Annotated in this window: 21 protein-coding genes and 2 rRNA genes; 22 read left to right on the top strand and 1 reads right to left on the bottom strand. The window is 70.6% G+C overall.

The window, feature by feature from the left end:
- The 21 genes from AB0K12_RS10120 to AB0K12_RS10020 form a co-directional block, all read left to right on the top strand.
- Window positions 1-141: ribosomal RNA gene (locus tag AB0K12_RS10120) — 23S ribosomal RNA — on the top strand; the annotation flags it as partial.
- A gap of 84 nt (window positions 142-225) precedes the next feature.
- A 5S ribosomal RNA gene (gene rrf / locus AB0K12_RS10115) occupies window positions 226-342 on the top strand.
- A 346-nt stretch (window positions 343-688) separates the two neighbouring features.
- A complete protein-coding gene (locus AB0K12_RS10110; protein WP_364557685.1) occupies window positions 689-1981 on the top strand; it encodes a folylpolyglutamate synthase/dihydrofolate synthase family protein in 1293 nt (430 codons plus the stop codon).
- A complete protein-coding gene (locus AB0K12_RS10105; protein ID WP_345387969.1) occupies window positions 1978-2316 on the top strand; it encodes a DUF4233 domain-containing protein in 339 nt (112 codons plus the stop codon). Before AB0K12_RS10110 ends, AB0K12_RS10105 begins: the two co-directional genes overlap by 4 nt.
- A gap of 11 nt (window positions 2317-2327) precedes the next feature.
- A complete protein-coding gene (locus tag AB0K12_RS10100; RefSeq protein ID WP_364557681.1) occupies window positions 2328-3899 on the top strand; it encodes a hypothetical protein in 1572 nt (523 codons plus the stop codon).
- A gap of 152 nt (window positions 3900-4051) precedes the next feature.
- Window positions 4052-4462 carry a nucleoside-diphosphate kinase gene (ndk, locus tag AB0K12_RS10095; protein ID WP_020546379.1) on the top strand — a complete coding sequence of 137 codons (411 nt, stop codon included), beginning with the start codon at window positions 4052-4054 and terminating at the stop codon, window positions 4460-4462.
- A 332-nt stretch (window positions 4463-4794) separates the two neighbouring features.
- Window positions 4795-5826, top strand: coding sequence for a rod shape-determining protein (locus tag AB0K12_RS10090; RefSeq protein WP_345387961.1), 1032 nt, complete (start codon window positions 4795-4797; stop codon window positions 5824-5826).
- Window positions 5826-6704: a rod shape-determining protein MreC gene (gene mreC / locus AB0K12_RS10085; protein WP_364557676.1), complete on the top strand. Its 879-nt coding sequence runs from the start codon at window positions 5826-5828 to the stop codon at window positions 6702-6704. The genes AB0K12_RS10090 and mreC overlap by 1 nt, the downstream gene beginning before the upstream one ends.
- A 124-nt stretch (window positions 6705-6828) precedes the next feature.
- The gene (gene mreD / locus AB0K12_RS10080; RefSeq protein ID WP_345387952.1) at window positions 6829-7293 is read left to right on the top strand and encodes a rod shape-determining protein MreD; all 465 of its coding nucleotides are present in this window, start codon (window positions 6829-6831) and stop codon (window positions 7291-7293) included.
- Window positions 7290-9335: a penicillin-binding protein 2 gene (mrdA, locus tag AB0K12_RS10075; protein WP_364557672.1), complete on the top strand. Its 2046-nt coding sequence runs from the start codon at window positions 7290-7292 to the stop codon at window positions 9333-9335. Before mreD ends, mrdA begins: the two co-directional genes overlap by 4 nt.
- Window positions 9336-9501: 166 nt before the next feature.
- Window positions 9502-10620, top strand: coding sequence for a rod shape-determining protein RodA (gene rodA / locus AB0K12_RS10070; RefSeq protein WP_364557669.1), 1119 nt, complete (start codon window positions 9502-9504; stop codon window positions 10618-10620).
- Between the two features lie 66 nt (window positions 10621-10686).
- Window positions 10687-12597: a TIGR03960 family B12-binding radical SAM protein gene (locus tag AB0K12_RS10065; protein ID WP_364384702.1), complete on the top strand. Its 1911-nt coding sequence runs from the start codon at window positions 10687-10689 to the stop codon at window positions 12595-12597.
- A gap of 138 nt (window positions 12598-12735) precedes the next feature.
- On the top strand, window positions 12736-13503 hold the full coding sequence (locus AB0K12_RS10060; RefSeq protein ID WP_364557664.1) for a TIGR03936 family radical SAM-associated protein: 768 nt from the start codon (window positions 12736-12738) through the stop codon (window positions 13501-13503).
- A 279-nt stretch (window positions 13504-13782) separates the two neighbouring features.
- Window positions 13783-16929: an Rne/Rng family ribonuclease gene (locus AB0K12_RS10055; protein WP_364557661.1), complete on the top strand. Its 3147-nt coding sequence runs from the start codon at window positions 13783-13785 to the stop codon at window positions 16927-16929.
- A gap of 217 nt (window positions 16930-17146) precedes the next feature.
- Window positions 17147-17449 carry a 50S ribosomal protein L21 gene (gene rplU / locus AB0K12_RS10050; protein ID WP_355412885.1) on the top strand — a complete coding sequence of 101 codons (303 nt, stop codon included), beginning with the start codon at window positions 17147-17149 and terminating at the stop codon, window positions 17447-17449.
- Between the two features lie 14 nt (window positions 17450-17463).
- The gene (gene rpmA / locus AB0K12_RS10045) at window positions 17464-17721 is read left to right on the top strand and encodes a 50S ribosomal protein L27 (protein ID WP_012893687.1); all 258 of its coding nucleotides are present in this window, start codon (window positions 17464-17466) and stop codon (window positions 17719-17721) included.
- A gap of 132 nt (window positions 17722-17853) precedes the next feature.
- Window positions 17854-19206: a GTPase ObgE gene (gene obgE / locus AB0K12_RS10040; protein ID WP_364557658.1), complete on the top strand. Its 1353-nt coding sequence runs from the start codon at window positions 17854-17856 to the stop codon at window positions 19204-19206.
- Window positions 19207-19401: 195 nt separating this feature from the next.
- Complete coding sequence (gene proB, locus AB0K12_RS10035; RefSeq protein WP_364557784.1) at window positions 19402-20529, top strand: glutamate 5-kinase; 1128 nt, start codon at window positions 19402-19404, stop codon at window positions 20527-20529.
- A 22-nt stretch (window positions 20530-20551) separates the two neighbouring features.
- Window positions 20552-21826 (top strand): glutamate-5-semialdehyde dehydrogenase, encoded by a 1275-nt coding sequence (locus AB0K12_RS10030; protein WP_364557655.1) that lies wholly within the window; start codon window positions 20552-20554, stop codon window positions 21824-21826.
- 50 nt (window positions 21827-21876) lie between these two features.
- Window positions 21877-22053, top strand: a complete 177-nt coding sequence (locus tag AB0K12_RS10025; RefSeq protein ID WP_345387938.1) for a hypothetical protein — start codon at window positions 21877-21879, stop codon at window positions 22051-22053.
- An 82-nt stretch (window positions 22054-22135) separates the two neighbouring features.
- Window positions 22136-24013: a protein kinase gene (locus AB0K12_RS10020; RefSeq protein ID WP_364557652.1), complete on the top strand. Its 1878-nt coding sequence runs from the start codon at window positions 22136-22138 to the stop codon at window positions 24011-24013.
- Window positions 24014-24320: 307 nt separating this feature from the next.
- On the opposite strand, the gene AB0K12_RS10015 is transcribed toward AB0K12_RS10020, so the two are convergent.
- Window positions 24321-25343 carry a M48 family metallopeptidase gene (locus tag AB0K12_RS10015; RefSeq protein ID WP_364557649.1) on the bottom strand — a complete coding sequence of 341 codons (1023 nt, stop codon included), beginning with the start codon at window positions 25341-25343 and terminating at the stop codon, window positions 24321-24323.
- A gap of 96 nt (window positions 25344-25439) precedes the next feature.
- Between AB0K12_RS10015 and nadD the strand changes: the two genes are divergently transcribed.
- Window positions 25440-26057: a nicotinate-nucleotide adenylyltransferase gene (gene nadD / locus AB0K12_RS10010; RefSeq protein WP_355412895.1), complete on the top strand. Its 618-nt coding sequence runs from the start codon at window positions 25440-25442 to the stop codon at window positions 26055-26057.
- The last annotated feature ends 22 nt before the right edge of the window (window positions 26058-26079 follow it).

The following is a 26079-nucleotide window of genomic DNA, read 5'->3' as shown; positions in this document are numbered from 1 at the left end:
GCGGGAAGCTCGCCTTGAGATGAGGTCTCCCACCACGAGAGTGGGTAAGGCTCCCGGTAGACGACCGGGTTGATAGGCCGGAGGTGGAAGCATGGTAACGTGTGGAGCTGACCGGTACTAATAGGCCGAGGACTTGACCACAAAGCAAACCCTCCATGGGGAGGGTGTCTTGCTCGCGTCCACTAGGCAATTCTGAGACAGCAAGCAGTTGCTGTTTCGTAGGGTTGCGGCGGTTATGGCGGGAAGGAAACACCCGGTTACATTCCGAACCCGGAAGTTAAGCTTCCCTGCGCCGATGGTACTGCACTCGGGAGGGTGTGGGAGAGTAGGTCACCGCCGGACAATCTTTAAGGGGAAGGGTCTCAACGCCTTGCGGGGTGTTGGGGCCCTTTCCGCATGTCCGGGGTATTTTCGGAGGTCTTCGGGGGTCGTTGTTTCTTGGGGTGGTGCCGGCTCTTGGCGCTGGTCCCGGTTTTCGGGGTTCGGTCAGTGTTTTGGATTCGGGGCCAGTCGGCGGTTAGGCGGTGGCCTGGGCTGTGCGGTGGTTGTTGTGGGGATGGGGGCTCGGGCCGAGGTGGGTCCGGGCCTTTGCCTTTCCCGGGATCGGGCACCTGGGTGGGGCGTACGGACTGCTGTGGGGGGTCAGTAGGGTTGAGGGGTGGATTATCGTGCGGTAGAACGTGCGATCATGGATCGTGGCGTCGAGTGGGATTTCGAGCCGACGCTCGATCGGATCGCGGCCCTTCTTGACCTTCTCGGCTCGCCGCAGCGGGCGTACCCGGTCATACACATCGCCGGCACCAACGGCAAGACGAGCACGGCGCGGCTGACCGAGGCGCTGTTGCGGGAGCGCAACCTGCGGGTGGGACGGTTCACCAGCCCGCATCTCGTGTCGATGCGCGAGCGGATCACGGTGGACGGGGAGCCGCTCAGTGAGGAGCGGTTCGCGCAGGTCTATGAGGAAATCATCCCGTATGTCGAGCTGACCGACACCCAGGGGCGGCGGATCCAGTTCTTCGAGCTGTTGACGGCGATGGCGTTCGCGGCGTTCGCCGACACGCCCGTCGACGTGGCGGTGATCGAGGCCGGCATGGGCGGGTCGTGGGACGCGACGAATGTCGCGGACGGCATGGTGTCCGTCATCATGCCCATCTCGCTCGACCACACCGACCGGCTCGGACCCGACATCCCCAGCATCGCGGCCGAGAAGGCGGGCATCATCAAGCTGGGGCAGACCGCGGTGTTCGCGCAGCAGGAGCTGGCGGCGGCCGAGGTGCTGATGCGGCGGGCGGCCGAGGTGGGCGCGGTGGTGGCGCGTGAGGGCCTGGAGTTCGGGGTGATGAGCCGCGAGGTGGCGATCGGCGGGCAGCTGATCACCCTGCGTGGGCTCAAGGGCGTCTATGACGACGTCTACCTCCCGCTCTACGGGGCTCACCAGGCGAGCAACGCGGTGTGCGCGCTGGCCGCCGTCGAGGCGCTGACCGGTGGTGACGATCCGCTGGACGTCGATCTGGTGCGCCAGGCGTTCGCTCAGGCGTCGTCGCCGGGGCGGATGGAAGTGGTGCGGCGTACGCCGACGGTGGTGATCGACGCGGCGCACAACCCCGGCGGCATGCAGGCGACGCTGGAGGGGCTGCACGAGGCGTTCGACTTCGCCAAGGTGATCGGCGTGGTCGGCGTGATGCGCGACAAGGACGTCGAGGCGCTGCTGGAGCTGCTTGAGCCGATCCTCGACGAGGTGGTGCTCACGCGTAACTCCTCGCCCAGGTCCATGCCGGTGGATGAGCTGGCGGCGCTGGCCGTGCCGCTCTTCGGCGAAGACCGCATCCGTGTCGTCGAGCGGCTCGACGACGCCATCGACCAGGCCATCGGCATCGCTGACGCCGAGGGCGAGTTCAGCGGCACCGGCGTGTTCATCACCGGGTCCGTCGTCACGGCGGGCGATGCGCGGTTGCTGCTCAAAGCGGACGGAAAGCCATGAAGTTCGAGGTCACCCCAGGGATGCGCAGGCTCGGCGGCACCGTGCTCGGCATGGAGGCCATCGTGGTCGGGCTCCTTACGCCGGTGGCGATCAGCGGCGGGGTCGCGACCGGCCTCGCGGTGACGGTCGGCATCGGGCTCGCGGTGCTGTGCGTGGTCATCGCGGGCCTGCTCAAGTGGCCGTTCGGCTACGTCGCGGGGACCGTCGTGCAGGTGCTGGCGATCTGCACGGGCTTCCTCGTACCGACCATGTTCTTCCTGGGCGCGATCTTCGCCGCATTGTGGATCACGGCGATTATCGTCGCTCGCCGTGTCGAGGGCGCTACTTCCCGCTAAAGTCGGCCGGTATGGCCGTCCCCCCAGACACCCGGCCGCCGCTTCAGGCGCGCCTCAGTCGACCCTGGTCGCTCGACATCCTGCTCGGGCTCCTCATCGTGACGTCGCTGCCCCTGGCGGTGGTCGCGGTGCCCAACACGCTCTCCGTCGTCGCCGGGCTGCTGCCCGATGACCTCGACCAGGCCGGGCTCATGCGTACGCACGGGCTCGCCCTGCCCGCGCTGATGCTGGCGGTGCCGCTCGCGGTGGTGCTGATGCGGCGGGTGCCGGCGGCGCCGCTGCTGGTCGGCGCGCTCGCGCTGGTGGCGGTGTCCGACGCGGCGGGCGGGTACGCGGCGTCGGAGCTCGTCGTCGGCGTGGTGCGGGTGTTGCGCGGCGCCGGTTCCGGCGGCGTCATCGCCGTCACGCTCGCCGCCGCCTGGCATCGGGCGCCGGTTCTGCGCGGGTTGTGGGCGGGCGTGTTCGCGCTCAGCCTGCTCACCGCGCAGGCGCTCGCGCTGTGGCCGCTCGACGAGGTGACCAGCTGGCGGGTGACGTTGCAGCCGTATCCGCTGGTCACCGGCATCGCGCTGGCGCTGGCGGCGGTGCACCTGGTCGTGTGGCTGGTGCTCGGCAGGCCCGACGGCGACCCTCTCGAGAACGGCGAGCTGAAGCGGTTGCTGCTGGCCGTGGCGCCGGTCGCGGTGGTCGCGGGTGGGGCCGTCAGCACGGCGAGCGCGGGGTGGCGGTCTGGGGCCGTGGTCCTGCTCGCGGCGCTCGCGGTGGCGGGGCTGCTGGCGCTGGCGTCCATCGGGGGCGCGGTGCGGCGGGTGTCGGCGTACACGATGGTGGCCGTCGGCGTGGTGCTGCTGCCGAGCGCTGCGCAGATCACGCTGGTCGAGATGGGCGGGCTCGGCGGGCCGGGGCTGCGCGGCTTGTGGGTGCCGTACGCGGTGGCGGGGGTGCTCGCGATCGCGGCCGCGGTGGCGGTGCGGCTGCTCGGGCGGGGTGGCGGGCGGTGGCTCGCGCCGCTGGGGCTGCTCGCCGTGGTGGGCGGGCTCTGCTCGGTACGGCTGGTGGTGCCGTCGGCCGACGGGATGGTGCTGGCGGTGCCGTTCACGCTGCTTGCCGTGGGTGCGGCGGTCGCCATCACGGCGGCGCTGCAGGACGTCGGGCTCGGCGCGGCGGTCTACGGGCTGACGCTGTGCTGCACGGGCGTGCTGACCGGGTTCCTGCTGGGTGCGGGCGTGCAGATGGCGATGCTGGACGGCGTACGATCGCCGCAGGAGCTGGTCGACGGGTTCGTGGGGGCTTTGCACTGGTGGGCGCTGATCAGCGGGTTCCTGGTCGTGGCGATCATCGTGCTGGCTTCGCTGATGGCGCGGCGGCCCGGCATGGAGCCTGCGGTGCCGGAGGGGCCCTGTGCGGGGCCGTCCGAGCCCGGCGACGTGCTGCTCGTCAGTGCGCCGGTCGACGATGACCCCGCTGACGGTGACGCACCGCAGGTGGCGGCGCCCGTCGTGAAGTGGGGGGCGTTCGGTGGGGCGGGCAAGCCGGCGGTGCCTCCTCCTGGGCAGTCGCCCGAGGATGCCGGGTCAGGATGAGCGGCTACCGCGGAAACGAGGGCAGGGGCGCGGTAACGGTAAGCTGAGGGCCCTGCTACGGCGGCGCGTGGGCGCGTGCCCCGCGACGCGACCTCGCGGCCAGGCGGGTGCCTGCAGCCGCGACCACACCCATGTTCGAAGGAGAACCCCACGTGTCCGAGCGCACTCTTGTCCTGATCAAGCCCGACGGGGTTAAGCGCGGCCTCATCGGTGACGTGATCGCCCGTGTGGAGCGCAAGGGCCTCAAGGTCGTGGCGATGGACCTGCGCACCCTCGACGCCGACACCGCCAAGGCGCACTACGCCGAGCACTCCGAGCGGCCGTTCTTCGGTGAGCTGGTCGAGTTCATCACCTCCGGGCCGCTCGTCGCCATGGTCCTGGAGGGCCCGCGGGCCGTCGAGGCCTTCCGCGCGCTGGCCGGCGCCACCGACCCGGTCAAGTCCGCTCCCGGCACGATCCGCGGCGACCACGCCCTCGAGATCGGCGAGAACGTCGTCCACGGCTCCGACTCGCCCGAATCGGCCGCGAGGGAGATCAAGATCTTCTTCCCGGACCGGTTCTGACCGATCCGCACCTTCGAGCCCGCGCAGTTCCGGCTGCGCGGGCTTTTCTGTCGGCGGGGCGGCGTATGGTTCTGACATCGCAAGCGCGGGATGTCGGTGACGGGGATTTTGCCGGCGGGTTGCCGTAGGGTGCGGAGAGATCACTTGGTGGACCGTTCCAGGTTGCGATCGGATGTTGTGGTGCAATCCGGGCAAAGCTGCGGTTGAGGTAGGGGCTGGAGATTTTTGACGGGCGCGATGGCTCATTGCGCGCATCGGTGGGTACGTCACGTTACGATTCGAATTCATTCCGTAGTCACTCGCGAACGACGTTACGGAGGGCTCCGTTCCCCATGGGCAGCAAGCTCGCGTTCCTCGGCCGTGACATGGCGGTCGACCTGGGCACCGCCAACACGTTGGTCTACGTGCGTGGCCGCGGCATCGTGCTCAACGAGCCGTCAGTCGTCGCGATCAACACGGCAACCAGCAAGATCGTGGCGGTCGGCATCGAGGCGAAGCGGATGATAGGCCGCACGCCAGGCAACATCATCGCGGTCCGTCCGCTCAAGGACGGCGTGATCGCAGACTTCGACGTCACCGAACGGATGCTGCGATATTTCATCCAGCGGGTCCATCGGCGACGCCATTTCGCCAAGCCGCGCATCATCATCGCCGTGCCGAGCGGCATCACCAGCGTGGAGCAGCGGGCGGTGAAAGAGGCCGGCTACCAGGCGGGGGCCAGGAAGGTCTACATCGTCGAAGAGCCCATGGCCGCGGCCATCGGCGCCGGGCTGCCGGTGCACGAGCCGACCGGCAACATGGTCGTCGACATCGGCGGCGGCACCACCGAGGTGGCCATCATCTCGATGGGCGGCGTGGTCACCAGCCAGTCGATCAGGATCGGCGGCGACGAGCTCGACCAGGCGGTGATCGCCTTCGCGAAGAAGGAGTTCTCGCTGATGCTGGGCGAGCGCACCGCCGAGGAGATCAAGATCGCCATCGGCTCCGCCTGCCCGATCGGCGAGGAGTCGCACGCGGAGGTGCGCGGGCGCGACCTGGTCAGCGGGCTGCCGAAGACCGTCATCGTGTCCAGCGAAGAGATCAGGAAGGCCACCGAGGAGCCGGTCAACGCGATCGTCGACGCGGTCAAGACCACGCTCGACAAGTGCCCGCCCGAGCTGTCCGGCGACATCATGGACCGCGGCATCGCGCTCACCGGCGGCGGCGCCCTGCTCAAAGGGCTCGACGAGCGGGTCAAGGCGGAGACGGGCATGCCGGTCCACCTGGTCGACAACGCGCTCGACTCGGTGGCCATCGGGTCGGGCAAGTGCGCGGAGGAATTCGAGGCCCTGCAGCAGGTCTTGGTTCCGGAGTCGCGGCACTGATGAGAGATTCGCGCCGTGCCCGGCTGATCCTGGGAGTGCTGCTGGCGGCGGCACTCGTCATCCTGACCGTCGACCACCGCACGGGTGACAGCTCGCCGCTGCGCCCGCTGCGGGCGGCCGGCGCCTACCTGTTCGGCACGGCGGAGCAGTTCGGCAACGTGGTGGTGCGGCCTGTAGGAGCGTTCCTGCACGCGATCGTCACCGCGCCGGCCGCTCAGGAGCGCATCGAGACGCTCAAGGAGGAGAACGCGAAGCTGCGGGCCGGGCTGGTGGCGGGCAAGCTCGACGCCGATCGGTCCAAGGAGCTGAAGAAGCTGATCGGGCTGGCCGGCACCGGAGGCTACAAGATGGTCACCGGCAGCGTGATCGCGCGGCGCGGGCTGCCAGGGTTCGAGGACGCCGTGCAGATCGACGTGGGCACCAGTGACGGGGTCCGGCCGGAGATGACCGTCATCAACGGCGACGGGCTGGTGGGGCGGGTGGTGCACGCCACCTCGCGGACGTCGACGGTGGTGCTGGTCAGCGATCCCGCCTCGTCGGTGGGGGCGCGGCTCGAGGGCGGCAAGGAGATCGGCGTCGTCCATGGCGTGGGGGAGCACGGGCGGCTGGTGCAGTTCCGGCTGCTCGACTCGACGGCGCCGATGAGCAGGGGCGGGCGGATCGTCAGCTTCGGGTCACAGAACTGGCGGCCGTACGTGCCGGGGGTGCCGATCGGGGTGATCGAGCGGGTGGAGTCCACGCCCGGCGAGCTGACCCGCATCGCCTACGCGCGGCCGTATGCCGACCTGACGGCGCTCGACGTGGTCGGTGTGGTGGTGGAGGCGCCGAAGCGGGACCCGCGTGACGCGGTGCTGCCCGCGAAGGAGACGGCCCGATGACGGGGCGCCTGCACGGTCACGGGACCCGCCGAGGAGGCGGTTTGGTGGCGGGGCGCGGGCTGCTCGCGTCTGCCGGTGGTCGGTGGGTGTCGTGGCGGGGCGGGGTGCGTGGGAAGGGGGCGTGGTGATCGGCGGGTTCTCGGTGGTGCTGGCGTTGCTGGCGCAGGTGATGCTGGTCAATCGGGTGGCGTTGCCCGGTGGTGGCGCGCCTGATCTGGTGCTGCTCGCCGTCATCGGCATCGCTTTGACCAGGGGGGCCGCGCCGGGGGCCGTGCTCGGGTTCTGCACCGGGTTGCTCGTCGATGTCATGCCGCCCACCGCGCACCTCGTGGGACAGTACGCGTTCGTGCTGGCTCTGGTCGGTTACGTCGCCGGGCGCGGCGCGGGCGGGCCGGTCACCACCGTCGTGCTGTGCGTGCTCATGGCGCCGCTGCTGGCGGCGGCCGTGGGCGGCCTGATCTCCGACCCCCGGGTGACGATGGCCACGCTGACCGAGCAGGTGCCGGTCACGATCGTCTACACGCTACTGGTCTCGCCGATCGTGATCTGGCTGACGACGAGAGGCAGACAGGCGAGGTTCTCGACATGACCAGGATGCGGGCCCGGCTGCTGGTGCTGCACCTGATCGTGCTGACGTTGCTGGTCGTGCTGGCGATGCGGCTATGGCAGGTGCAGGTCGTACGCGGGCAGGAGTTCGTGACGCGGGCGACCGAGACCAGGACGCGGGCGGTGATCGTGCCGGCCGTGCGCGGGCAGATCCTCGACGCCAGGGGCCGCCCGCTGGTGCGCAACAAGACCGCGCTCGTCGTCTCGGTCGACAGGACCCGGCTGCTGCGGATGAAGGACGGCGGCGTCCATGTGCTGCGCAAGCTGTCGCAGGTGCTCGGCAAGCCGGTCTCCGACCTGCAGCAGCGCATCACGCCGTGCGGTCCAGGGGTGGGCAAACCGTGCTGGACGGGGTCGCCGTACCAGCCGGTCCCGCTGGACGAGAAGGTCGACACCCGTGAGGCACTGCAGATCCTGGAGCGGCAGGAGGAGTTCCCCGGGGTGACGGCGGAGATCCACCCCGTACGGCAATATCCGCTGGGCAGGGCGGGCGCGCAGATGCTCGGCTACCTGCAGCCCGTCACCGAGGCCGAGCTGGAGAAGCGGGAAGGGCTCAAGGCCGCCTTCTCGGGGGTCGATCTGGCGGGGCGCGACGGGCTCGAATACGTCTACGACGACGCGCTGCGCGGCAAGGCCGGGCTGCGCAGGGTCCAGGTCGATCGCATGGGCAAGGCGCTCGGGGTCGAGGAGCAGGTCACGCCGATCCCCGGCGATCATCTGGTGACCAGCATCGACGCGCGGGTGCAGGACGTCACCGAGAAGGCGCTGAGCAAGGCCATGAAGTCGGCGCCGTCGGCGGACGGCGGGGCGGCCGTGGTGCTCGACGCCCGCACCGGCCGGGTGGTGGCGCTGGCCAGCGCGCCCAACTACGACCCGGAGATCTGGGCGGGCGGCATCTCGGCACGCGGTTACCAGTGGCTGATGTCGGAGAAGTCGGGCAAGCCGCTCGTGTCGCGGGCGATCAACGGGCAGTTCGCGCCTGGCTCGACGTTCAAGATCACTTCGGTGGCGTCGATGTTGCGGGCCGGCTACCCGATCAACGGCACCTACGGCTGCCCGGGCTCCGTCAACGTGGGCGGGCGGGCCTTCAACAACTTCCGCGGCATTCCGCTGGGCACGCTCAGCATGCACACGGCGCTGGTCAAGTCGTGCGACACGATCTTCTACAAGGCGGCCTACGAGCAATACCTCAAGGACGGCGGGCGCCATCCGAAGAAAAAGCCGAAGGAGATCTTCGCGAACACGGCCAGGGCCTTCGGGTTCGGCTCGCCGACCGGGGTCGACCTGCCGGGCGAGTCGTCGGGCCGCATCCCGGACCGTGCCTGGAAGAAGAACCTGTGGAACCAGACCAGCGCGATCAACTGTGAGCGGTCGCGCAGGGGCTATCCGGAGGTCAAGGACAAGGCGCGGGCGGAGTTCCTCAAGCGGCTGGCGCTGGAGAACTGCACCGAGGGCTTCCTGCTGCGGCCGGGTGACTCGGCCAACTTCTCCATCGGTCAGGGCGACGTGCTCGTCACGCCCATGCAGCTGGCCAGGGCGTACGCGGCGCTGGTGAGCGACGGCAAGGTGCGCAGCCCGCGCATCGGGTGGGCGCAGGTGCGGCCCGACGGCAAGGTCGTCCGTACGATCCCGGTGCCGGTCGTCGGCAAGCTGCCGGTGAGCGAGAAGGAGCGGCTCTACATCAAGCACGCGCTCAGCCAGGTCGCCCAGGACGGCACCGCGGCGGGAGCCTTCGCCGGGTTCCCGATGAACAAGGTGCGGGTGGGCGGCAAGACCGGCACCGCGGAGGTCTGGGGCAAACAGGACACCTCGTGGTTCGCGTCCTTCGCGCCCACGAAGAACCCGCAGTTCGTGGTCGTCGTCATGGTCTCCCAGGGCGGCATGGGCGCGCAGACGGCGGCGCCGGCGGCCAGGGAGATCTACGAGGGCATCTACGGCATCAAGCGCAAGGCCGCGGTGCCCGGCGGGCGGCTGACGACCCGGCTGCCCAAGTTCCTGCCCGACGGGACGGTGACCGGGGGATGAGCGGGTCCGGGGCAGGCGGTGCTGGGAGGGCGGCCGGCGACGCGGCTGCCGAAGTTCTCGCCCGACGGGACGGTGACCGGGGGATGGGCGGGGTTGGCGGCGGGGAGAGGGGGACGGGGTGAACGCGCGTACGGTGGCGATTCGGCGGCCCTCGCTTCTTCGGCGGATGGCTCGCGAGAACTCGACCGTGCGGCGCCTCGACGGGCTGATGCTGGTCGCCGTCGCCGGGCTGTCCATCATCGGCACGCTGCTGGTGTGGTCGTCCACCAGGACGTGGGCGCCAGGGTCCACGGGGCTGGTGAAGAAGCACCTGCTCAACGAGGCCATCGGCATGGTGATGTGCGGGCTGGTCGCGACCATCGACCATCGGGCGATGCGGGCGTACGCGCCGCTGGTGTTCCTGCTGTCGCTGGTCGGGCTGGGGCTGGTGATCACCCCGCTCGGGGCGACGATCAACGGGTCGCACTCGTGGATCCTGCTGGGCGGCGGGTTCGCGGTGCAGCCGTCGGAGTTCGCGAAGGTGGGGCTGCTGCTCATCATCGCGATGCTGCTGGCGCAACCGGCCGAGGGCACCGACCGGCCGCGCGGGCTCGACGTCGTGCTGGCGCTCGTCGCCGCCGGCATCACGATGGGGCTGGTCATGCTCCAGCCCGACCTGGGCACGGCGATGGTGCTCGCGGTCATCACGGCGGCCGGGCTGATCATCGGGGGCGTGCGGAAACGGGTCATCGCGCTGATGGTGCTGGCCGCCGGTGGCGCGGTGTTCTCGGTGTTCTACTTCCAGATGCTGGAGCCGTACCAAGTGGCGCGGTTCACGGCGTTCGTCGATCCGAGCGTGGATCCGCGCGGGGTCGGCTACAACAGCACGCAGTCGATGATCGCCATCGGGTCGGGGCAGCTTCTGGGCAAGGGGCTGCTCGGCGGCGGGCAGACGACCGGGCGGTTCGTGCCCGAGCAGCACACCGACTTCATCTTCACGGTGGCGGGGGAGGAGTTCGGGTTTCTCGGGTCCGTCACGGTGGTGCTGCTGCTCGGGGTGGTGCTGCTGCGCGGGCTGAAGATCGCCAGGCAGTGCGAGGACCGCTTCGGGACGCTGGTCGCGGGTACGATCGTGTGCTGGTTCGCGTTCCAGGCGTTCATCAACGTGGGCATGACGATCGGGATCATGCCGATCACGGGGCTGCCGCTGCCGTTCGTCTCCTACGGCGGCACCGCCACTTTCGCGAATCTCATCGCGGTGGGGCTGCTGCAGGCCATCAAGGTGCGCAGACAGTCGTTCGAATAGCGCTCGTGACGGCGTGGCGGCCGGTGGGCGGACACGGCAGGGGTCGAGCGCCGCTACGCTTGACGTATGCCTGTCGAGTCGATTTTCCACCGCCTGGAAGCGCTGCTGCCCAAGGTGCAGAAGCCCATCCAGTACGTCGGGGGTGAGCTCAACTCGACCGTCAAGGACTGGGACTCCGCCGACGTGCGGTGGGCGTTGATGTACCCGGACGCCTACGAGGTCGGGCTGCCCAACCAGGGCGTGGCCATCCTCTACGAGATCCTCAACGAGCTGCCGGGCACGCTGGCCGAGCGCACGTACGCGGTCTGGCCCGACCTCGAGGCGCTCATGCGCGCCGAGGGAGTGCCGCAGTTCACCGTCGACGCGCACCGCCCGGTGCGCGCCTTCGACGTGCTCGGCGTGTCGTTCTCGACCGAGCTCGGCTACACCAACATGCTGACCGCGCTCGACCTGGCCGGCATTCCGCTGCTGGCCGTCGACCGCGGCGAGGACGACCCGATCGTGCTCGCGGGCGGCCACGCGGCCTTCAACCCCGAGCCGATCGCCGACTTCCTGGACGCGGCCGTGCTCGGCGACGGGGAGCAGATCTCCATCGCCATCTCCGAGGTCATCCGCGAGTGGAAGGCGGAGGGCCGGCCCGGCGGCCGTGACGAGCTGCTCATGCGGCTCGCCGAGTCGGGCGGGGTCTACGTGCCGAAGTTCTACGACGTCGAATACCACGCCGACGGCCGCATCAAGCGCGTCGCGCCCAACCGGCCCGACGTGCCCTGGCGGGTGCACAAGCACACGGTGATGGACCTCGATGAGTGGCCCTACCCGAAGAAGCCGCTCGTGCCGCTGGCCGAGACGGTGCACGAGCGGTTCAGCGTGGAGATCTTCCGCGGCTGCACGCGCGGGTGCCGGTTCTGCCAGGCGGGCATGATCACGCGTCCCGTACGCGAGCGCTCGATCACCACGATCGGCGCGATGGTCGACAACGGCGTCAAGCAGTCCGGCTTCAACGAGGTCGGCCTGCTGTCGCTGTCGTCGGCCGACCACTCCGAGATCGGCGACATCGCCAAGGGCCTGGCCGACCGCTACGAAGGCAGCAACACGTCGTTGTCGCTGCCCTCGACCAGGGTCGACGCGTTCAACATCGATCTCGCCAACGAGTTCTCCAGGAACGGCAGGCGCTCGGGCCTGACGTTCGCGCCCGAGGGCGGCTCGGAGCGCATGCGCAAGGTGATCAACAAGATGGTCACCGAAGAAGACCTGATCCGCACCGTCACCACGGCCTATTCGCAGGGGTGGCGGCAGGTCAAGCTCTACTTCATGTGCGGGCTGCCCACCGAGCAGGACGAAGACGTGCTCGGCATCGCCGACCTGGCCAAAAAGGTCATCAAGGCGGGCCGCGAGGCGACCGGCAGCCGCGACATCCGCTGCACGGTCTCCATCGGCGGGTTCGTCCCCAAGCCGCACACCCCGTTCCAGTGGGCCGCTCAGGCCGACCACGAGACCGTCGACCGGCGGCTCAAGGCATTGCGCGAGGCGCTGCGGAGCGACAAGAACTACGGCCGCGCGATCGGCTACCGCTATCACGACGGCAAGCCGTCCATCGTGGAGGGGCTGCTGTCGCGGGGCGACCGCAGGGTCGGGGCCGTCATCAGGGCCGTCTGGGAGGACGGCGGCCGTTTCGACGGGTGGAGCGAGCACTTCTCGTACGAGCGCTGGATGACCGCCGCCGAGCAGGTGGGCGTCGACGTCGACTGGTACACCACCCGCGAGCGCGAGGAGAACGAGGTCCTTCCGTGGGACCACCTCGACGCCGGGCTCGACCGCGAGTGGCTCTGGCAGGACTGGCAGGAGGCCGTCTCCGGCGCCGAGGTCGAGGACTGCCGCTGGACCCCGTGCTACGACTGCGGCGTCTGTCCCACCATGGGCACCGAGATCCAGATCGGCCCCACAGGGCGGAAACTCCTTCCTCTGACGGTGGTCTAGCGCGCTCAGTGGGCGAGCCGTGTCTCGGCGTACACGTTCACGCGCCGGGGCGGCTTATCCTGAGACGTAGGAACTCTTACAAGGGAAGGACGACAAGCTCTGAAACCTGTTCCCGAAGGGCCTCCGCCCGCGCCCACGGTGCAGCGCCTGCGTGTGCGTTACGCCAAGCGCGGTCGCCTGCGCTTCACCAGCCACCGCGACATCTCGCGGGCCGTCGAGAGAGCGGTCCGCCGTGCCGGCATTCCGGTGGCCTACAGCGCGGGCTTCTCGCCCCACCCGAAGATCTCCTACGCGGGCGCGGCGCCGACCGGCGTCGCCAGCGAAGCCGAATACCTCGAGATCGGTGTTACCGCGCCGTGCGACCCCGTCCAGGTCAGACAGGACCTGGACGCGTCGTTGCCGCCTGGGCTCGATGTGCTCGACGTTGTGGAGGCGGGTCCGGGGGGGCTGGCCGACCGCTTGGAGGTCTCCGACTGGGAGGTGCGGCTGTACGGTGCCGATCGCGAGCTCGCCGAGGTGGCGGCGCAGAAGTTCCTCGCGGCAGGCACCGTGGAAGTCGAGCGCCTCACCAAGAAGGGCCCCCGCCGCTTCGACGCGCGGGAGGCCGTCCTGGGGCTCACGGTGTCCGAGGGAACAGCCAGAACTGCAGCTCAGGTGCGCGAGGAGCCGTGTGTCATACTGCGCATGGTTGTTCGGCACATGACGCCTGCCGTTCGACCCGACGATGTGCTCACAGGGCTGCGCCTTGTGGCCGACTTCGCGCCGCCGGTTCCCCCCGAGGTGACCAGGCTGGCGCAGGGGCCGCTCGACGCGACTACTGGTGCGCTTGCCGATCCGCTCGGCCTGGACCGCGACGACACGCGCGGCGGCGAGGCGGCGTCGGCGGGTGAGCACGTCGCCGGTTAAGGATGTGCCCGGCGCGAGCCGAGCACGACCGCTGACAGGACTTGGCGCCGGCGCGCTCGCGATGAGCGCGCCGGCGGACAACGAGACACGAGGGCTCCTGCGCGGCGCGGCGACGCGCCCGGGAGCTGACGGGAGAGCGCCCGCATGCTCGACAACGAGCCCAACGCCGGGGCCACTGGCCCTGACGGGGAGACAAATGAACAGCCGCAGGTGACGAAGCGTCGCCGCTCCAGCAGGCCCGCGGGTCCTCCGCCGGAGTTGCCGGAGGAGCCGGCGTCCGTGCCGGTCACCGTGGTCGCCGCCCAGGCGGCGCCTTCGGTGGCCGAGGTACAACCGGTGCAGGTCAAGGCCGTCCAGCGTGCGGCGGGCGAGCCGGCGCCCGAGCTGCTCGCCTCCGCGAGCGACACGCCGGTGGTGACGACCGGTCCCGCCGGTACGGCTGCCGTCGTCACGCCTGCCGAAGCCCATGGCGCCGCCGGGGAGAGCCCGGTCGAGGCCGCCGTGCCCGAGAGCGCGGCCGGGAGCGTTCAGGCGGCTGAAGAGAAGCCGAAGAAGACGACGAGGACGCGGTCCACCGCCACGACGACGCGGCGGCGGGTCACGAAGAAGGCCGCCGAGGCGGAGGCTGAAGGGGAGCTGCCCGAGGGCGAGACTCCTGCGCCGGTGAAGCGGACCAGGACGCGTAAGAAGGCGGAGGCCGCTGCCGAGGCGCCGGCGGCGGAGGGGTCCGCCGTGGACGCCGGGGCGGCCGCGTCTGCCGGTGATGAGGCGGGTGCCCAGGGCGGCGTCGGCCAGGATGCCGGTGCTGTGGTGAGTGGTCAGGACGCCGGTGCCGCGGTGGGTGCCGGTGATGCGGCCGTCGTGGCCGGTGAGGGTGTGGCCGGTGAGGGTGACGCTGAGGCGGCGCCGGCCGGGCGTACGCGGACGACGCGGACCCGTACCAGGAGCACCACCTCGACGCGCCGCAGCAGGACCCGCGCCGCTGATGAGACCGCCGAGGGCGGGCCTGAGGCGGGCGCAGAGCCCGCCGCGGGGGCGCAGGCGGCGGCGGGCACCCAGGTGGCCGGTACGCAGGCTGAAGAGGCCGCTCAGGGCGTCGGCGGCCAGGCCGGAGAGCCGGCGCCGGGCGGGGACGCTCAGGCGGCCGGTGCGGTCGCGGGCGACGCGGCCGGCGCGGCCGAGCCGGTCGCGGAAGGTGCGGACGTCGGCGGCCAGGATGAGGACATCATCGAGATCCTGCCCGAGGACGAGCCGCTCGACGACGAGCCCGCCGGTGAGGACCTCGACGAGGACGACGTGCGGCCGAGCCTGCTCGCCGACCCCTTCGGGCTGACCGTGCGCAGGGAGACCGAGCCGGGAGGCACCGCCTTCCGGCGGCCTGCGGCGATCTTCGAGCCGCTGTTCCAGGCGCCCGACCCCAGCAGGGCCAAGCCGGCCGTGACGCGCAAGCCCGAGCCGGAGCCCGAGCCCGAGCCCGAGCAGGAAGAGGTCGAGGAGGTCGTCGACGAGTCGGCGACCGAGGAGGAGACCGACCTCGACGCCTCCGACGAGCAGGAGGAAGAGGGCGGCGGCCGGCGCCGTCGCCGCCGCAGGGGCGGCAGGGGCCGTGGCAAGACCCGTGAGCGCGACGAGTCCGAGGACGCCGAGGAGTCCGAGGAGGAGACCGACGAGGAGTCGGCCGAGGAGGCGCAGGAGGAGGAGCAGTCCACCTCGCGCCGCCGTCGCCGGCGCCGCCGCAGGGGCACCGAGGAGGGCACCGAGCCGGCCAGCGACGACCCGCCGAACACGGTGGTGCGCATCCGCGCGCCGCGCTCGGGCCGTACGACGACGCTCGACACCGCCACCGACGGCGTGCAGAGCGTGCGCGGCTCGACCCGGCTGGAGGCCAAGAAGCAGCGCCGCCGCGAGGGCCGCGAGCTGGGCCGCAGGCGTCCGCCGATCATCACCGAGTCGGAGTTCCTCGCCCGCCGTGAGTCGGTCGACCGGATGATGGTGGTGCGCCGCCAGGGCGACCGTACGCAGATCGCGGTGCTGGAGGACGGCGTGCTCGTCGAGCACTACGTCAACCGCGAGGCCAGCCAGTCCTACGTGGGCAACGTCTACCTCGGCAAGGTGCAGAACGTGCTGCCCTCGATGGAGGCGGCGTTCGTGGACATCGGCAAGGGCAGGAACGCGGTCCTGTACGCCGGCGAGGTGAACTTCGACACCATCGGCATGGAGGGCCAGCCGAAGCGGATCGAGTCGGCGCTGAAGTCTGGCCAGTCGGTGCTGGTGCAGGTCACCAAGGACCCGATCGGCCACAAGGGCGCGCGGCTGACCTCGCAGATCAGCCTTCCTGGGCGATACCTCGTCTACGTCCCCGACGGGTCGATGACCGGCATCAGCCGCAAGCTGCCCGACAAGGAGCGCAGCCGGCTCAAGAGCATCCTGAAGAAGGTCATGCCGGAGAACGCGGGCGTGATCGTGCGTACGGCGGCCGAGGGCGCCTCCGAGGAGGAGCTGGCCCGCGACGTGGCCAGGCTGTCGGCGCAGTGGGAGAACATCCAGAAGAAGGCCAAGTCGGCCAGCCCGCCCGAGCTGCTGTCGGCCGAGCCCGACCTGACGATCCGGGTCGTTCGCGACGTCTTCAACGAGGACTTCACGAACCTGGTCGTGCAGGGCGACGACGCCTGGGAGACGGTGGACGAATACGTCAAGTACGTCGCGCCCCACCTGGGCGAGCGGCTGTCGAAGTGGGACGCCGAGCAGGGCGACGTGTTCGAGTCGTACCGGATCGACGAGCAGCTCGGCAAGGCGCTGGAGCGCAAGGTGTGGCTGCCGAGCGGCGGCTCGCTGGTGATCGACCGCACCGAGGCGATGACCGTCGTCGACGTCAACACCGGCAAGTTCACCGGCCAGGGCGGCAACCTGGAGGAGACCGTCACCAGGAACAACCTGGAGGCGGCCGAGGAGATCGTGCGCCAGCTCAGGCTGCGCGACATCGGCGGCATCATCGTCATCGACTTCATCGACATGGTGCTGGAGTCCAACCGCGACCTGGTGCTGCGGCGGATGCTCGAGTGCCTGGCCCGCGACAGGACCAAGCACCAGGTGGCGGAGGTGACGTCGCTGGGCCTGGTCCAGATGACCCGTAAGCGGGTCGGGCAGGGGCTCCTGGAGGCGTTCTCGACGCCGTGCGAGTGCTGCAACGGGCGTGGTCTGCTGGTCTCGACCGAGCCGGTCGAGAGCAAGCCGGAGCCGCGCGGGACGCAGGGCAAGATGGCGGTCGAGAAGGCGGTCTCGGACAAGGTTTCCGCGGCCAAGGACACCTCTGGCCGTGATACCGTGACCGGTGCGCTTGAAGACGTCCCGGCTGAGGACGACCAGGCAAACCAGACTTCCGGCAGGGGGCGGCGACGCTCGCGCCGAGCCAAGTCCGCCGAGTAGCACTCGGCGAGCTTCCGACGATCCGTCCGGTTCGCCTAGGGGCCCGTTAATCCGGTACCCTGGTGAACCGGTGCGTCAGGTGACGTGCCCTGTTGGCGCGCTTACTCGGTTCGTCGGTTTCAGACCGGCCGAATGACGGGCGCAGCATTCGGCGGCCGCCTCTCCGTGAGGCGGCTGATGATCGAAAGCAACAGTGAGTCAGTAGAAGGGTTCCGCGGTGTACGCGATCGTTCGTTGCGGCGGCAGGCAGCAGAAGGTCTCCGTCGGTGACGTCCTCGAGGTGGACAAGGTCGCCGGCGAGGTCGGCTCTTCGGTAGCGCTGCCGACGGTGCTCGTCGTCAACGATGGCGACGTGACCACCGAAGCGGGCAAGTTCACGGTCAACGCCGAGATTCTCGGCGAGACCAAGGGCCCGAAGATCCGCATTCTCAAGTACAAGAACAAGACCGGTTACAAGAAGCGCCAGGGTCACCGCCAGCGGTACACCCAGGTGAAGATCACCGGTATCGAGCAGGCCTGACGGGAGTTTGAGAGATGGCACACAAGAAGGGCGCGTCGTCCACCCGGAACGGTCGTGACTCCAACGCCCAGCGCCTGGGCGTCAAGCGCTTCGGTGGGCAGCTGGTCAACGCGGGCGAGATCATCGTCCGTCAGCGCGGCACCCACTTCCACCCCGGCGACAACGTCGGCCGTGGTGGCGATGACACGCTGTTCGCGCTGGCCGCCGGCCACGTGCAGTTCGGCGTCAAGCGCGGCCGACGGGCCGTGAGCATCGTTCCCGTCGCGGAGTAAGGTTCCTCCTTCTCCTTCGACCTTTCAGGGGTGGATCGACACGTCGATCCACCCCTTTGGTGTTGGTACGGCCGTGCGGCCGGGTTGTGTGGGTATGAGATGCCTCCTTGGGGGGCGATGGAGGGATAAGGCATGCCGGACTTCGTGGACCAGGTGGTCCTGCACGTCAAGGCCGGTGACGGAGGGAACGGGTGCGCCTCCATCCACCGGGAGAAGTTCAAGCCCCTCGGCGGCCCCGACGGGGGCAACGGCGGGCGTGGTGGCGACGTCATCCTGGAGGTCGATCCCAACACGGCGACCCTGCTCGACTACCACCGCCGCCCCCACCGCAAGGCGCCCAACGGCAAGCAGGGGCAGGGCTCCAACCGCGACGGCGCCAACGGCGAGGACGTGATCCTCTCCGTGCCCAACGGCACCGTGGTCAAGGACGCGGCCACCGGTGAGGTGCTGGTCGACCTCGTGGGGGCCGGCACCCGGTACGTCATCGCGCAGGGCGGCCACGGCGGGCTCGGCAACGCGGCCCTGGCCACCACCAAGCGGAAGGCGCCCGGGTTCGCGCTGCTCGGCGAGCCGGGTGACGCGCTCGACGTGATGCTGGAGCTGAAGAGCGTCGCGGACGTGGCGCTGGTCGGCTTCCCGAGCGCGGGCAAGAGCTCGCTCATCGCGGCGCTGAGCGCGGCCAAGCCGAAGATCGCCGATTACCCGTTCACCACGCTGATCCCCAACCTTGGCGTCGTGACCGCGGGGGAGAACGTGTTCACCGTCGCGGACGTGCCCGGGCTGATCCCCGGGGCGTCGGAGGGCAAGGGGCTTGGGCACGAGTTCCTGCGGCACGTCGAGCGGTGCGACATGCTCGTGCACGTCATCGACTGCGCCACCATGGAGCCAGGGCGCGACCCGGTCACCGACTACGAGGTGATCGAGGCCGAGCTGCGGGCGTACGGGAAGCTTGAGGACCGGCCGCGGCTGGTCGTGCTCAACAAGGCCGACGTGCCCGACGCGCGGGAGCTGGCCGAGATGGTCAGGCCCGAGTTCGAGGAGCGGGGGCTGAAGGTCTTCACGATCTCGGCGGCCACGCACGACGGGTTGCGGGAGCTCGCGTACGAGATGGGCGAGTGGGTCGCGGCGGCCAGGGCCGCCAAGCCGGTCGAGGAGCCCACGCGGCTCGTCATCAGGCCCAAGCAGCTCGGGGACGCCGGGTTCCGGGTGCGGCGGGTCAACGAGAACCTGTTCCAGATCACCGGTGAGAAGCCGGAGCGGTGGATCAGGCAGACCGACTTCACCAACGACGAGGCCGTCGGCTACCTCGCCGACCGGCTGGAGCGGCTGGGGGTCGAGGAGGAGCTGGCCAAGGCCGGCGCCCAGGCGGGGGCCGAGGTGGTCATCGGGTCCATGGAGGGCGGCTACATCTTCGACTGGCAGCCGACGATGCGGGCGGAGTCCGTACGACAGGGGCCACGCGGCACCGACAACCGCCTGGGCTGACCCGCGCTACACCCTGTCCCGCTCGGCCGCACAGAAGGGCACGCGTGTGCGCAAGCGGCCGAACGATCGGTCGGCGAAGCCGTCCCCGGGGAAATGAAGCCGATTCTTGGGAGATCGTTCAGGGGCTGGGTGCGGGGGTGGAGTGGGTTCTCGGGGTGGTGCTCGATGCGGTCCGTCCTGGTGTGAGCGGATAGGCTGCCAGACGTGCGGGAACAGATCAGCTCAGCGTCGAAGGTCGTTGTCAAGGTCGGCTCCTCCTCGCTCACCACCCCCCAGGGCATGATCGACGTCGATCGCGTCGACGCCCTGGTGGACGTGCTGGCGGCGCGGCGCCGGGCCGGGACACAGATCGTCCTGGTCTCCTCCGGAGCGATCGCGGCGGGCCTCGGCCCGCTCGGGCTGAGCGCGCGACCGCGCGACCTCGCCACCCAGCAGGCCGCCGCCTCCGTCGGCCAGGGCGTGCTGGTGGCCCGCTACACCTCCTCCTTCGCCCGCTACGCGCTGCGCGTGGGCCAGGTGCTGCTGACGGCCGACGACATGATGCGCCGCGCCCACCACGCCAACGCCCAGCGCACCCTCAACCGGCTGCTTGAGCTGGGCATCGTGCCCATCATCAACGAGAACGACACGGTGGCGACCGACGAGATCCGCTTCGGCGACAACGACCGGCTGGCCGCGCTGGTGACGCACCTCATCCACGCCGACGCGCTGGTGCTGCTGTCCGACGTCGACGCGCTCTACGACGGCCCGCCGAGCCGCAGCGGCTCGCGCCGGCTGGCCGAGATCCGCGGACCCGAAGACCTCGCCGGGGTCGAGCTGGGCAAGAACGGCGCGTCCGTCGGCACCGGTGGCATGGTGACCAAGGTGCAGGCGGCCAGGATCGCGACCGGCGCGGGCGTGCCTGTGGTGCTCACCGCGGCCGCCCACGCGGCCCAGGCGCTGGCCGGCGCCGACGTCGGCACCTACTTCCACCCGGGCGGCCGCCACCCCGGCACGCGGCTGCTGTGGCTCGCCCACGCCACCACCGGGCGCGGCCGGCTCCACCTCGACGACGGCGCGGTGGAGGCCATCGTGGGGCGCCGCAAGTCGCTGCTGCCCGCCGGGGTGACGTCGGTGGAGGGTGACTTCGCGGCGGGCGACCCGGTGGACCTGTGCGCCCCTCAGGGGGCCGTGGTGGCGCGCGGGCTGGTGAACTTCGACGCCGTGGAGATCCCCGGCCTGCTGGGGCGTTCGACGAAGGAGCTGGCGAGCGCGCTCGGTCCGGAATACGAACGCGAGCTCATCCACCGCGACGACATCGTCATACTGGAATCCCACAACTGAACGTTCCATCGAGGAGCACGCGATGTCCGAAGAGTTCCTGAAGGTCGCCCGCGCGGCACGAGAGGCCGCCGCCGAGCTGGCCCCGCTGCCGCGGGCGCCCAAGGACCGGGCGTTGCGCGCCGTCGCCGACGCCCTGGTCGCCCACGCGGCGGAGCTGGTCGAGGCCAACGCCGAGGACGTCGAGCGGGCCAGGGCGCAGGGCACGTCGGAGGCGATGATCGACCGGCTGCGGCTCGACGAGGCGAGGATCGGCGCCATCGCCGAGGCCGTACGCCAGGTGGCCGACCTGCCCGACCCGGTCGGCGAGGTGGTGCGCGGCACCACCCTGCCCAACGGGCTGGAGCTGCGCCAGCTCAGGGTGCCGCTGGGCGTGATCGGCATCATCTACGAGGGCCGCCCCAACGTCACCGTCGACGCCGCCGCGCTCTGCCTCAAGAGCGGCAACGCGGTGCTGCTGCGCGGCTCCTCCAGCGCCTACTCCTCCAACACCGCGCTCGTCCGGGTCATGCAGGACGCGCTGGCGGGCACCGAGGTGCCGGCCGGGGCGGTCCAGCTCGTGCCGGGCCAGAGCCGTGACTCGGTCAAGGAGCTGATGCGCGCCCGCGGCCTGGTCGACGTGCTGATCCCGCGCGGCGGCGCATCCCTGATCAACTCGGTGGTCGAGGAGTCCACGGTGCCGGTCATCGAGACCGGCGTCGGCAACTGCCACGTCTACGTCGACGCCGAGGCCGACGTCGACCTGGCCGTGCAGATCCTGGTCAACGCCAAGGCGCAGCGGCCGTCGGTGTGCAACGCCGCCGAGACGTTCCTCGTCCACCAGGACGTCGCCGACGCGTTCGTGCCCAAGGCGCTGGCCGCGCTGCGCGAGGCCGGCGTGACCGTGCACGGCGACGAGCGCATCGCCGGCTACGACGCGCAGGTCGTGCCCGTCACCGAGGACGACTTCTACGCCGAATACCTCTCCCTCGACATCGCCGCCGCCGTCGTCGGCTCCCTGGAGGAGGCCGTGGCCCACATCAGGCGCTACGGCTCCGGCCACACCGACGCCATCGTCACCCGGTCACAGAGGGCCGCCAGGCGGTTCGTCGCGCTCGTCGACTCGGCCGCGGTGGCGGTCAACGCCTCGACGCGGTTCACCGACGGCGGGGAGTTCGGGTTCGGCGCGGAGATCGGCATCTCCACCCAGAAGCTGCACGCACGCGGCCCGATGGGGCTGCCCGAGCTCACCTCCACCAAGTGGATCTATACGGGTGAGGGGCATTTGCGCACGTCAGAGGGCACGGTGGTGGCCGGTTAGTCGGCGTGTCGGCCTGACCGGCGCCGGGTGGCGTCGCTTGACTGGGGCACATGGAAATCGTCGTCGCCCTCGTCTTCTCCGCCGCGGTACTGTTCGGCGCCGACCGGCTGATGCTGTGGCTGGAGAGCCGCGGCCACGTCAACTGGCGCAGGAAAGGACGTCGGCAGCTGTCGGACGAGCCCACCGCGCGGCTCGACAGCATGCTCTCCGACCACACACGCCGATAAACCTTCGGCGTGCCTCACGCGGCGACACGCTCACCGGCGCTAGGGTTGTGTCCCTTATGGGCGCGCCGGGCGGGGAGGGACGGTGAGCAAGCTCGGCAAGGTCGGGCCGTACAGCCTGGTCGAGCGGCTCGGCCGGGGTGGCATGGGCGAGGTCTACCTCGCGACCACCCGCCGCGGTGAGCGAGTCGCGCTCAAGGTCCTGCACGACCTAGCCGAAGACGAGACCTCGCGCATCCGCCTGGAGCGCGAGGTGCGAGCGCTGCGCAGGGTCGAGAGCCCGTACGTCGCCAAGGTGCTCGACGCCGATCTCGACGGCGCGCGGCCGTACCTCGTGATGGAGCACATCGAGGGCGTCACGCTGCTCGAGCGGGTGCGCCAGAACGGGCCGCTCGACGTCTCCGACCTGGTCGATCTCGCGCAGGGCATCGCCGCCGCGCTGGCGATCATCCACGCGGCCGGCGTCGTGCACCGCGACCTCAAGCCTGGCAACATCATCATGGGCGCGCGGGGGCCCGTGCTCATCGACTTCGGCATCGCGCAGGTGCTCGACGCGACGCGGCTCACCATGACCGGTACGTTCCTCGGCACCCCCGGCTACACCGCTCCCGAGATCTTCGCCGACGAGCAGGTGGACTCGCCGGCCGACATCCACGCCTGGGCCGCGACGGTGGCGTTCGCGGCGACCGGGCGGCCGGCGTTCGGGCGGGGCACGGCCGAGGCGCAGATGTACGCGGTGCTCAACGGGCAGGCCGATCTCAAGGGCGTGCCGGTCCAGCTGCTGCCGCTGGTGCGCGCGGCGCTCAACAGGGAGCCGGGCAAGCGGCCGACGGCGGCGCTGCTGGCCGACCGGCTGTCGCGGCTGGCCAAGGCCACGAGCGCGGCCACGAGCGCGGCCGAGCCCGAGCCTCAGGCCGCCGCCGGGCGGGCCGCCGACTCCGCGGAGGACACTCCGCCCAAGGGCACGGCCGTGCGCAGCAGGACGGCCGAGGAGGCGGCCACGCCGCGCGGCGAGGCCAGGGCCAGGAGCCGGCCCAACGCGGTGCCCGCCGAGGGCAAGGTGCCGCCGCCGCGCGGGCGCGGCAGCCGGGCGCTGCCTGAGAGCGGGCGTACCGGGCGCGCTGAGAGCGGGCGTTCCGGACGTGCCGCGCCCGAGAACGGGCGTACCGGGAGGGCCGTGCCGGACCGTTCCGGGCGGGTCACGCCTGAAAGCGGGCGGTCCGGGAACCGGGCCGTGCCCGACGGCGGAGGGTCGGCGCTCGCGCGGAGCCGGGCCGAGGGCAAGGTGCCGGCGCCGCGCGGGCGCACCGGAGGCGACGGCAAGAACACCGGGCCGCGGGCCAAGGTCACCGCGTCGCGGCAGCGTACGGCGGCGGCCGTCAGGAGCAGGACGGCCACGCAGGACCGGCGCAAGGCCGCGGGGCTGCGCGGCGAGTCGCACACCACGCTGCCCGCGGGTAACGGGGCGCTGCTGCTGCTCGCGGTGCTGGCCGTGCCGTGCGTGGTGGTGTCGGTGATCTGGCCGATCGCCTCGATCGCCATCACGACCGCGTTCGTGGTGCTGACCAGGACCCTGTGGATGGGGCACTGGATGGTCAGGAAGCGCAGCTCGCGGCGTACGCGGGTGGCGCTGCGCGTGCTGTCCTTCCCGATCGCGCTGACCGGGGCGGCCTCGACCGCCGTCGTGTGGCCAGGCGTGCCCGTCGCGGTGGCGGCGGGCGGGGCGCTGTGGGCCGTCGGCGGCGGGGAGATCACCCCCGACTGGTGGCAGCAGGCGGCGCCCGTGACCGTGGCAGGCGTGGTGTTCGGGATGCTCTGCGGCGGGATCACCGGGCGCGAGATCGAGCGCATCGGTCAGCGGTTGCCCGACCTGCGCAGGGAAGGGCTGCGGGCGCTGGCCGTGCTGGGCGGTTTCGTCGCGTTGTGCGCGGCGGCCGTCCGCGCCATCGCCCTGCTCCTCTGACCCGCGCCATCGCCTTGCTGTCCTCACCCGCGCTCTTGCGGCAGCGTCCTGCGCGCGTCGCGTGGCCTGCGGGTGTCCGGCCCTCGTCGGCCGCGTTGACGCCCGGCGTGCCCGCATGCGCCGGCCGGATTGAGCCCGGCGTGCCCTCATGTGCCGGCCGGATTCAAGGCCGACGTGCCCTCATGCGCTCGCCGTGCGGGCTGTCCTCGGGCGGGCTGTCGGCTCGGCCGGTGGTGGCCCGCCGCCGTGGTGCGGCGGGCCGGCGCGGCCGATCAAGCGGATCTGCCGCGCGGTGGCGATGCGGTGGTCAGCCCTGGCCGCCGTCGCGGCGGGAGAAGCGGTTGAAGATGCGCTCGCCCGCGTTGACCGCGCCCTCGGCCACGTCGCGGAGGACGCCGATGAACGGGTCCTGCGACTGCTGCCACGACGCGCGGTAGGACTCGGCCGCCGCCTTGATCTCCTCGGTGACCCTGGCATTGGCGTCGTCCTCCCTGCGGGGGTAGTCGCCGCCGATGATCCGGTCGTATTCGCCGCTGCGCTGCCACTTGTCCAGCTCCGCCACGCGCACCACCGCGAACGGGTGGGTGGTGCCGAGCAGGTTGAGCACCTTGAGGAAGCCGTCGCGAAGGTCGCCCGCGGTGTCGTATTCCTGGTATTGCTCCAGGAACGCCTCGATGTTCATCTCGTGGGTGTAGTCGCCGCCCGCCAGCTTCATCAGCGCGCGCTTGGCCGCCTCGGGGTTCTGCCCGACGAGCAGGCCGCCGCGGTCGGAGGACAGCTCGGACTTGCGGTACCACTCCTCGAGGCCCGCGACGATCGCCCGCAGGCCGATGTAGCCGAGCGGGATCCAGGCGACGCGGGTGGCGAGGCGGGTGAGGATGTCGAGCATCGTCCGGTAGACCGCGTGCCCCGACAGGATGTGGGAGGTCTCGTGGCCGATGACGAAGCGCTGCTCCTCCTCGTTCATGAGGTTGAGCAGACCGGTGGTCACGACGATGAACGGGTCGTCGAAGCCGATGGCCTTGGCCTGGACCTGCGGGTCCTGCTGGACGTAGATCTCCGGGATGCGGTGCAGGTCGAGGGTGTAGGCGGCGTCGCGGCCCATGTCGTAGAGGGAACGGAACTGGGTCTCGCTCACGCGTACGGCGGACGCGAGGTACATCAGGCGGAGCCGGCGCTCGCTGACGAGGCCGGACATCTGCTTGAGAACGGTGTCGAACCCACTCAACTTACGCAGAGCGACCAGGGCGGACCGGTCTGCTGGGTGTTCGTAGGCTCGGGACGAGATGCCTGGCAGTTGGACGCGGCTGCGGTCCGGGGTGGTCGTCATGCCCGGCATGCTACGTCCGCAACGGAAGTGATGCGCGGTCATCGTGCAGGGGGGTGCTGTCATGTTGTCCGGGAGCGTCCGCGTAAGGTCCGTTTCATGATGAACGCGCCTGGTGTGCAGGGGAAGCGGCGAGTAGGTGTGATGGGTGGGACGTTCGATCCCATCCACCACGGCCACCTCGTCGCCGCCAGCGAGGTGGCTCACCACTTCCAGCTCGACGAGGTGGTCTTCGTCCCGACGGGGCGGCCGTACCAGAAGTCGGAGCGCGAGGTGTCGGCGCCCGAGGACCGCTATCTGATGACGGTCATCGCGACCGCCTCGAATCCGCGCTTCTCCGTCAGCCGGGTGGACGTCGACCGGCCGGGACCGACGTTCACGATCGACACATTGCGGGATATTGCGGAAATTTACGGTCCTGAGGCTGATTTGTTCTTCATCACCGGCGCCGACGCGCTCGGCGCCATCCTCGACTGGCAGAGCGCCGACGAACTCTTCGAACTCGCCCATTTCGTCGGCTGCACCCGGCCGGGGCACACCCTGCACGACCCCGGCCTGCCGGAAGGCCGCGTGACCTTGCTGGAAATCCCCGCCCTGGCCATCTCTTCGTCCGAATGCCGTCAGCGGGTCGCAAAGGGCGAGCCCATTTGGTATCTGGTGCCCGACGGAATCGTTCAGTACATCAACAAGCGAGGGCTGTATCACGCGGCCGGATGAGCCTTCTCAGGGCGTCCTCGTG

The organism is Nonomuraea sp. NPDC049419 (genome assembly GCF_040676995.1).
Taxonomy (GTDB): Bacteria; Actinomycetota; Actinomycetes; order Streptosporangiales; family Streptosporangiaceae; genus Nonomuraea; species Nonomuraea salmonea.
The sequence above is the reverse complement of the archived record's forward strand: the minus strand, read 5'-3'. Positions and strand labels throughout refer to the sequence as shown.

Coding starts and splice junctions, on each gene's coding strand:
- AB0K12_RS10110 (WP_364557685.1), top strand. CDS start 689: ATGGATCGTGGCGTCGAGTGGGATTTCGAGCCGACGCTCGATCGGATC.
- AB0K12_RS10105 (WP_345387969.1), top strand. CDS start 1,978: ATGAAGTTCGAGGTCACCCCAGGGATGCGCAGGCTCGGCGGCACCGTG.
- AB0K12_RS10100 (WP_364557681.1), top strand. CDS start 2,328: ATGGCCGTCCCCCCAGACACCCGGCCGCCGCTTCAGGCGCGCCTCAGT.
- AB0K12_RS10090 (WP_345387961.1), top strand. CDS start 4,795: ATGGGCAGCAAGCTCGCGTTCCTCGGCCGTGACATGGCGGTCGACCTG.
- mreC (WP_364557676.1), top strand. CDS start 5,826: ATGAGAGATTCGCGCCGTGCCCGGCTGATCCTGGGAGTGCTGCTGGCG.
- mrdA (WP_364557672.1), top strand. CDS start 7,290: ATGACCAGGATGCGGGCCCGGCTGCTGGTGCTGCACCTGATCGTGCTG.
- rodA (WP_364557669.1), top strand. CDS start 9,502: ATGGCTCGCGAGAACTCGACCGTGCGGCGCCTCGACGGGCTGATGCTG.
- AB0K12_RS10065 (WP_364384702.1), top strand. CDS start 10,687: ATGCCTGTCGAGTCGATTTTCCACCGCCTGGAAGCGCTGCTGCCCAAG.
- rpmA (WP_012893687.1), top strand. CDS start 17,464: ATGGCACACAAGAAGGGCGCGTCGTCCACCCGGAACGGTCGTGACTCC.
- obgE (WP_364557658.1), top strand. CDS start 17,854: ATGCCGGACTTCGTGGACCAGGTGGTCCTGCACGTCAAGGCCGGTGAC.
- AB0K12_RS10030 (WP_364557655.1), top strand. CDS start 20,552: ATGTCCGAAGAGTTCCTGAAGGTCGCCCGCGCGGCACGAGAGGCCGCC.
- AB0K12_RS10025 (WP_345387938.1), top strand. CDS start 21,877: ATGGAAATCGTCGTCGCCCTCGTCTTCTCCGCCGCGGTACTGTTCGGC.
- AB0K12_RS10015 (WP_364557649.1), bottom strand. CDS start 25,343: ATGACGACCACCCCGGACCGCAGCCGCGTCCAACTGCCAGGCATCTCG.
- nadD (WP_355412895.1), top strand. CDS start 25,440: ATGATGAACGCGCCTGGTGTGCAGGGGAAGCGGCGAGTAGGTGTGATG.